The organism is Mycolicibacterium vaccae NBRC 14118 = CIP 105934 (assembly GCF_001552715.1).
Classification (GTDB): Bacteria; Actinomycetota; Actinomycetes; order Mycobacteriales; family Mycobacteriaceae; genus Mycobacterium; species Mycobacterium vaccae.
In genome coordinates this window covers 1-6,976 of the sequence record NZ_BCRS01000229.1, presented here as the reverse complement: position 1 = coordinate 6,976, position 6,976 = coordinate 1, and the positions used below count along the sequence as shown (strand labels likewise).

The 6,976-nt window shown below is 69.7% G+C and carries 7 protein-coding genes and 1 pseudogene; 5 read left to right on the top strand and 3 right to left on the bottom strand.

Features of this window, described 5'->3' with window-relative positions:
• The 3 genes from MVA01S_RS27720 to marP form a co-directional block, all read left to right on the top strand.
• A partial coding sequence (locus MVA01S_RS27720; protein ID WP_159426359.1) for a TlpA family protein disulfide reductase occupies positions 1–366 on the top strand: 366 nt, incomplete at its 5' end.
• Positions 363–1,145 carry an NUDIX hydrolase gene (locus tag MVA01S_RS27715; RefSeq protein ID WP_003931722.1) on the top strand — a complete coding sequence of 261 codons (783 nt, stop codon included), beginning with the start codon at positions 363–365 and terminating at the stop codon, positions 1,143–1,145. The genes MVA01S_RS27720 and MVA01S_RS27715, both read left to right, overlap by 4 nt.
• Positions 1,142–2,335, top strand: coding sequence for an acid resistance serine protease MarP (gene marP / locus MVA01S_RS27710; RefSeq protein WP_003931723.1), 1,194 nt, complete (start codon positions 1,142–1,144; stop codon positions 2,333–2,335). Before MVA01S_RS27715 ends, marP begins: the two co-directional genes overlap by 4 nt.
• A 30-nt stretch (positions 2,336–2,365) precedes the next feature.
• Here marP and MVA01S_RS27705 read toward each other — a convergent pair whose 3' ends face one another.
• Together MVA01S_RS27705 and MVA01S_RS27700 are read right to left on the bottom strand one after the other, a co-directional pair.
• Positions 2,366–3,322, bottom strand: a complete 957-nt coding sequence (locus tag MVA01S_RS27705; RefSeq protein WP_003931724.1) for an alpha/beta fold hydrolase — start codon at positions 3,320–3,322, stop codon at positions 2,366–2,368.
• A complete protein-coding gene (locus MVA01S_RS27700) occupies positions 3,322–3,828 on the bottom strand; it encodes a phage holin family protein (protein WP_003931725.1) in 507 nt (168 codons plus the stop codon). Before MVA01S_RS27700 ends, MVA01S_RS27705 begins: the two co-directional genes overlap by 1 nt.
• Positions 3,829–3,984: 156 nt before the next feature.
• On the opposite strand from MVA01S_RS27700, the gene MVA01S_RS27695 reads away from it, so the two are divergent.
• Positions 3,985–4,683 carry a S1 family peptidase gene (locus tag MVA01S_RS27695; RefSeq protein ID WP_003931726.1) on the top strand — a complete coding sequence of 233 codons (699 nt, stop codon included), beginning with the start codon at positions 3,985–3,987 and terminating at the stop codon, positions 4,681–4,683.
• Between the two features lie 9 nt (positions 4,684–4,692).
• Here MVA01S_RS27695 and acs read toward each other — a convergent pair whose 3' ends face one another.
• Positions 4,693–6,654 carry an acetate--CoA ligase gene (acs, locus tag MVA01S_RS27690; protein ID WP_003931727.1) on the bottom strand — a complete coding sequence of 654 codons (1,962 nt, stop codon included), beginning with the start codon at positions 6,652–6,654 and terminating at the stop codon, positions 4,693–4,695.
• Between the two features lie 146 nt (positions 6,655–6,800).
• Here acs and MVA01S_RS32200 point away from each other — a divergent pair.
• Positions 6,801–6,976, top strand: a pseudogene (locus tag MVA01S_RS32200) (oxidoreductase); the annotation flags it as partial.

The window sequence follows — 6,976 nt, the reverse complement described above, 5'->3', positions numbered from 1 at the left end:
GCCGAAGCACTGGCGGGCCGCCCCGCCGTGGTGAACCTGTGGGCCTACTGGTGCGGGCCGTGCGCCGACGAACTCCCCGCGCTGGCCGAGTACCAGCGCCGCGTAGGGCCGGCGGTGACCGTGCTGACCGTGCACCAGGACGAGAACGAGAGCGCGGCGTTGCTGCGGCTGGCCGAGCTGGGCGTGCACCTGCCGACCGTGCAGGACGGCCGCCGAACCATCGCCGCAGCGCTGCGGGTGCCCAACGTGATGCCGGCCACGGTCGTGCTCCGCGCAGACGGTAGCGTTGCCGAGATTCTGCCCCGGTCGTTCGCGACCGCCGACGAGATCGCCGCCGCGGTCGACCCGAAGATTGGAGTCGCGTGAGCTGGGACAGCAGAGACGGCGAGTTGACTCCGTCCGCGGCCCCGCCCTGGCTGGCCCCGCTCGTCGCCCAACCCGGCGCGGTGAAAGACGCCTACCGGCGCAAAGTGCCCGCCGACGTGCTGGCCGCACTGACCGCCGCCAACACCAAAGCCGCGGTGACCGGCACGCGCCGCGACGCCGCGGTGCTCGTGCTGTTCTCCGGTCCGCGCGACGGCGCGCCCGGCGCCCTGCCCGACGACGCCGACCTGCTGGTCACCGTCCGGGCGTCCACGTTGCGCCACCACGCCGGACAGGCCGCGTTCCCCGGCGGCGCCGCCGACCCCGAGGACCGCAGCCCGGTGGACACCGCGCTACGCGAGGCCACCGAGGAGACCGGCATCGACGCCACGCGGCTTCAGCCGCTGGCCGTGCTGGACAAGATGTTCATCCCACCGTCGGGCTTCCACGTGGTGCCGGTGCTGGCGTACTCCCCGGATCCGGGCCCGGTCGGGGTGGTCGACCCGTCCGAGACGGCGGTGGTGGCCCGGGTTCCGGTGCGCGCGTTCATCAATCCGGAGAACCGGATCATGGTGTACCGCAAGGGGAACAGCCGGCGCTCGGCCGGCCCGGCGTTCCTGCTCAACGAGATGATGGTGTGGGGGTTCACCGGGCAGGTGATCGCCGCGATGCTCGAGGTCGCGGGCTGGGCGGTGCCGTGGGCGAGCGACAACGTCTACGAACTCGACGCCGCAATCGCGCTCCTGGACGGTCAGGGCAGCTACGGTGATGCGCAACGATGAACTCGTCACAGTGGCTTGATATCAGCATCCTGGCGTTAGCACTCATCGCCGCCGTCTCCGGCTGGCGATCAGGCGCGCCGGGCTCCCTGCTGGCTCTGGTCGGGGTGGCGCTCGGCGCGGCCGCCGGAATCCTGCTGGCGCCGCACGTCGTCGACCACATCAGCGGTCCCCGGACCAAGCTGTTCGTCACCCTGTTCCTGATCCTGGCGCTGGTGGTGATCGGCGAGATCGCCGGGGTGGTGCTTGGCAGAGCCGTGCGCGGCGCGATCCGAAGTCCCGGGCTGCGGGTCGCCGACTCGGTCGTCGGAGTGGCGCTGCAACTCGTTCTCGTATTGACCGCGGCCTGGCTGCTGGGCACCGCGCTGGTCTCGTCGCCGCAACCCAATCTTGCCGCCGCCGTGCAGGGTTCGAAGGTGATCGCCGAAGTCGACTCCGTCGCACCCAGCTGGCTGCGGTCGGTGCCCAACCGGCTCTCGGCGCTGTGGGAGACAGCCGGGCTGCACGATGTGCTGAAACCGTTCGGGCCGACGCCGGTCGCCGAGATCGACCCCCCGGACCCGTCCCTGGCCACCTCGCCGGTGGTCAACACCACCCGCTCCAGCGTGCTCAAGGTCCGCGGCGTCGCGCAGAGCTGCCAGAAGGTGCTCGAAGGCACCGGCTTCGTCGTCGCCCCCAACCGGGTGATGTCCAACGCGCACGTGGTCGCCGGATCAGACAGCGTCACCGTCGAGGTCGACGGCCAGACCTACGACGCGGGCGTGATCTCCTACGACCCCGACGCCGACATCTCCATCCTCGACGTGCCCAACCTGCCGTCGGCGCCGCTGCAGTTCGTCGACACCGAGGCCCAGCCGGGCACCGACGGCATCGTGATGGGCTATCCGGGCGGCGGCGACTTCACCGCGACACCGGCGCGGGTGCGCGAGATCATCGAGCTCAACGGGCCCGACATCTACCGGTCCACCACCGTCACCCGCGAGGTCTACACGATCAGGGGCACTGTGCGGCAGGGCAATTCAGGCGGGCCGATGATCAACCGGCAGGGCAAGGTGCTGGGCGTGGTGTTCGGCGCCGCCGTCGACGACGTCGACACCGGGTTCGTGCTCACCGCCAACGAGGTGGCCAGGCAGATGGCCAAGGTTGGCAACGTCGACCGCGTCCCGACCGGAACCTGCATCAACGCAAGCTGATTCCGGCGACCGAGACCCTCCGGCGCCGCGTCAGTACACCTGATCCAGGAAGCGCCGCAGCTGCTCGTTGACCGCGCCGGGAGCCTCCTCGTGGGCGAAATGCCCGGCGCCGTCGATCGAGACGTACCTGCCGTGCGGGGCGTAGCGCTGCGTGCGCTGCACCGGGTCGGCCAGCACGTACGGGTCGGCGTCACCACGCAGGTGCAGCACCGGGACCGCCAGCGGACGCTTCATGGATCTCATGAAGCGCCGGCCCTCGGCGCGGAACTGGCTGCGCACCGCCCACCGCTGGTACTCCAGCGCGCAGTGCGCCGCCGAAGGGATCTGGACGGCCCGGCGCAGATGCCCGACGGTCTCCGAGAAATCCTCGCTCGTCTGCCATTTCGTGCCGGACCGGCTGCGCACCAATCGTTCGACCTCGGCGCCGTCGTCGCGCGTCAGCGCGCGCTCCGGCCACATCGGCACCTGATAGCCCATCAGCGACGGCAGCAAGGCCCGGCCCTGATCGCGGCGGGTCAGCGTCGAGGTGCGCAGCGCGGCCGGATGCGGAGAGCTGACCACCGCGATCGCCCGCACCGCCCGCGGGTGCAGCACCGAGGTCGCCCAGCAGACCAGCCCGCCGTCGGCGTGCCCCACCAGCGTGGCGCTGTGGTGCCCGAGTGCGCGGACCAGTCCCGCGGTGTCCCCGGCCAGCGTCCACCCGTCGTATCCGCGGGGCGGCTTGTCGCTGCCTCCGTAGCCGCGCAGGTCCACCGCCACCACGCGAGCCCCGGTCAGGCCGGTCAGCTGGTGGCGCCACGACCACCAGAACGACCCGAAGCCGTGCAGCAGGATCACCAACGGACGGTCGGTGAGGGAAAGGGACGGATCGTCGTCGTCGGGTCGGCGCAGTGCCTCGACAACGTGGAATCGAATCCCGTTGGCATGCACATCGAGATGTCGCCACGGTCCGACGATGCGTACCACCGACGGATCGGGTGGGCTCATTACCAGCCCGAGGGGTCTTTGTGCGTCGCCGGATCGCCGTTGTTGGTCGCGACGGCCCTCTTGTCCGGACCGGGTGTGAACGCCTCGGGGATCTCCCTGACCGACTCGATGGTCTTCTGCGGGCCCCGGATACGGCGCACCTTCAGATACCCGAACAGCGCGAGCAACCCGGTCAGCACGACCATGATCCCGAACACGATCAGATAGGCCGCCCACTTCCACAGCCAGGTGTCGAGCAGCTCGGCGACGAAGAAGAAAAAGAAGAACGTCGAGTAGAACAGCACGACGAGCGCAGCGATGAAGAAGATGCTGCCGGTCAGGCCCTTCTTGACGTCACGGGTGATCTCCGCCTTGGCCAGCTCGACCTCGGCGCGCACCAGCGTCGACACCTGGGCGGTGGCGTCCTTGACCAGATCCCCGATCGACGGATCCGGTTTGGGTGCGTGAGGGTCCACCAGCGGTATCGACGTCACGGTGTTCGGCACGCCGTTTCTGCGATCGCTCACGCCTGGCTTCCTTCCGCCCACTCTTCTCGGTCGCGTTCATGTTGCCACGTGGCGTCCCACTAAACGATTCCGGCCGAGGTTAGACTGCGCGAGTTCCTTGGTAAGACGGGTCGGGCACGTCTGAGTATTTCGGGATAGGGGAGTGACCTCTTGAGGATGAGCGGCCGCTTCCCGTCGGTCCGCGCGGCGCTCCTGGCTCTCACCGCCCTGCTGGCGTTCGCGACGGTCCCTGCCCATGCCGCACCGCCGGTCGTCCTCGGCGGAGGCTCGGGCCTCGTCGTCAACGGCGAGTCGTTGTGCACGCTGACCGCGATCGGCACCGACAACCAGGGCAACCTGGTCGGGTTCACCTCCGCACACTGCGGCGGCCCGGGCGCGGTCGTCGCCGCCGAGGCCGATCCGGCCGCCGGAACCGTCGGCACGATGGTCGCGGGCAACGACATCCTCGACTACGCGGTCATCAAGTTCGATCCCGCCAAGGTCACACCCGTCAACGCCGTCAACGGTTTCCGCATCGACGGTCTGGCCCCCGATCCCCGGTTCGGCGATGTGGCCTGCAAACTGGGCCGCACCACCGGCTACTCGTGCGGGGTCACCTGGGGTCCGGGCGAGGCGCCCGGCACGATCGTCAACCAGGTGTGCGGCCAGCCCGGCGACTCGGGCGCCCCCGTCACCGTGAACAACCGGCTGGTCGGCATGATCCACGGCGCGTTCTCCGAGGACCTGCCGACCTGCGTCGTCAAGTTCATCCCGCTGCACACCCCGGCGGTGACGATGTCGTTCAACACGCAGCTGGCCGACATCACCGCCAAGGGCCGGCCCGGCAGCGGTTTCGTTCCCGTCGGGGCCGGCTGACCCTCAGGCCTACTTGCCGGCCCGGATCGCCTCGAACACGCTCGGGTCGACCAGCGTCGAGGTGTCGCCGAGCTCGCGGCCTTCGGCCACGTCGCGCAGCAGTCGCCGCATGATCTTGCCGCTGCGGGTCTTGGGCAGCTCGGGGACGACGTGGATCTCGCGCGGTTTGGCGATCGGGGAGATCTCCTTGGCGACCTCGGCGCGCAGTTCGTCGATCATGTTCTTCTCCCCGCCGTGGGCGCTGGACTTGAGGATCACGAACGCGCAGATGGCCTGGCCGGTGTGCTCGTCGGTGGCGCCGACGACCGCGGCCTCGGCCACCCCGGAGTGGCCGACCAGTGCGGACTCGACCTCGGCGGTGGAGATTCGGTGCCCGGAGATGTTCATGACGTCGTCGATGCGGCCCAGCACCCAGATCTCGCCGTCACTGCCGTAGCGGGCGCCGTCACCGGCGAAGTACCAGCCCTGCTCGGCGAAGCGCGTCCAGTAGGTCTCCTTGAACCGCTCGGGGTCGTTCCAGATACCGCGCAGCATCGCCGGCCACGGCTTGTCCAGAACCAGGTAGCCGGTGGTGTGTTCGCCGTGATCGGGCGAGGATTCGAGCTCGTTGCCGTCGTCGTCGACGATCTTGGCCGAGATGCCCGGCAGCGCGCGCATCGCCGAACCCGGCTTGCAGGCGGTGACGCCGGGCAGCGGGGAGATCATGATCGCGCCGGTCTCGGTCTGCCACCAGGTGTCCACGATCGGGGTCTTGTCGGCGCCGAACACCTTGCGGTACCAGCGCCACGCCTCGGGGTTGATGGGTTCGCCCACGCTACCGAGCAGCCGCAGGCTCGACAGGTCATGCTCGGCGGCGATCTGGCGGCCCCACTTCATGAACGTGCGTACCAGCGTGGGCGCGGTGTAATAGATGGTGACGCCGTACTTTTCGATGGTCTGGTAGTGGCGGTGTTCGTCGGGTGAGGCCGGGGTGCCCTCGTAGACGACCTGGGTGGCGCCGTTGGCCAGCGGCCCGTACACGATGTAGGTGTGGCCGGTGACCCAGCCGATGTCGGCGGTGCACCAGTACACGTCGGTGTCGGCTTTGAGGTCGAAGACGTTGTAGTGGGTGTAGGCGGCCTGGGTCAGGTAGCCGCCCGAGGTGTGCATGATGCCCTTGGGCTTGCCCGTGGTGCCGGAGGTGTAGAGCAGGAACAGCGGATGCTCGGAGTCGAACGCCTCGGGGGTGTGTTCGGTGGAGGCCTTCGGGACGACCTCGTCCCACCACAGGTCGCGACCCTCGGTCCAGGGGGTGTCGATTCCGGTGCGCCGCACCACCACCACGTGTTCGACCGGGCTGTCGGCACCCAGACCGTCGATGGCCTCGTCGACCCCGGTCTTGAGCGAGACCGCCGACCCGCGGCGGTACTGCCCGTCGGTGGTGACCACGAGCTTGGCCTGCGCATCGTCGATGCGGGCCTTGAGCGCGCTCGCGGAGAACCCGGCGAACACCACCGAATGCATGGCGCCCAAGCGGGCACACGCCAGCATCGCCACGATCGCCTCGGGCACCATCGGCATGTAGATGGCCACCCGGTCACCGGCCTGCAGGCCGAGATCGGTGAACGCGTTGGCGGCCTGGCTCACCGCGTCCTTGAGTTCGGCGTAGGTGATGGTGCGGGCGTCGCCGACGGGCTCACCCTCCCAGTGGATCGCGACCCGGTCGCCGTTGCCGGCCTCGACGTGGCGGTCCACGCAGTTGTAGGCGACGTTGAGCTTGCCGCCGACGAACCATTTGGCGAACGGGGCGTCCGACCAGTCCAGCACCTCGTCGAATGGCGTGTCCCAGCTCAGCCGTTCGGCCTGCTTGGCCCAGAAGGCGAGACGGTCGGCCTCGGCCTCGTCATAGAGCGCCTCGGTGGCATTGGCGTGCTCGGTGAATTCGGGGGCCGGAGGGTAGGGCGCGATGGCGTCCGCAGGCGTCTCGGTCATGCCTGTGAGGGTAGTCACCCAAGGTTGCACCCACGTTGGCAACTCACATCCGAGACTGTGGACGGCGCTTTCGCCGCGACGAACGTCACGGCGCGCGCGGTCACTGGTCGACTACCGTGTCCCGGCGTGACCTGTGGTAGCCCCCGATGAGCCCGACCGCCGGCGACCCGTTGGCGCCGCTGACGACGCTGCCCGGGGTCGCCCAGGCCGGGGCGGACGCCGCCGATGCCCTCGGCAAGGCGCACCGGCACCGCGCGAACCTGCGCGGTTGGCCGGCGAACGCGGCCGAGGCGGCCCTGCGCGCCGCGCGGGCGTCGTCGGT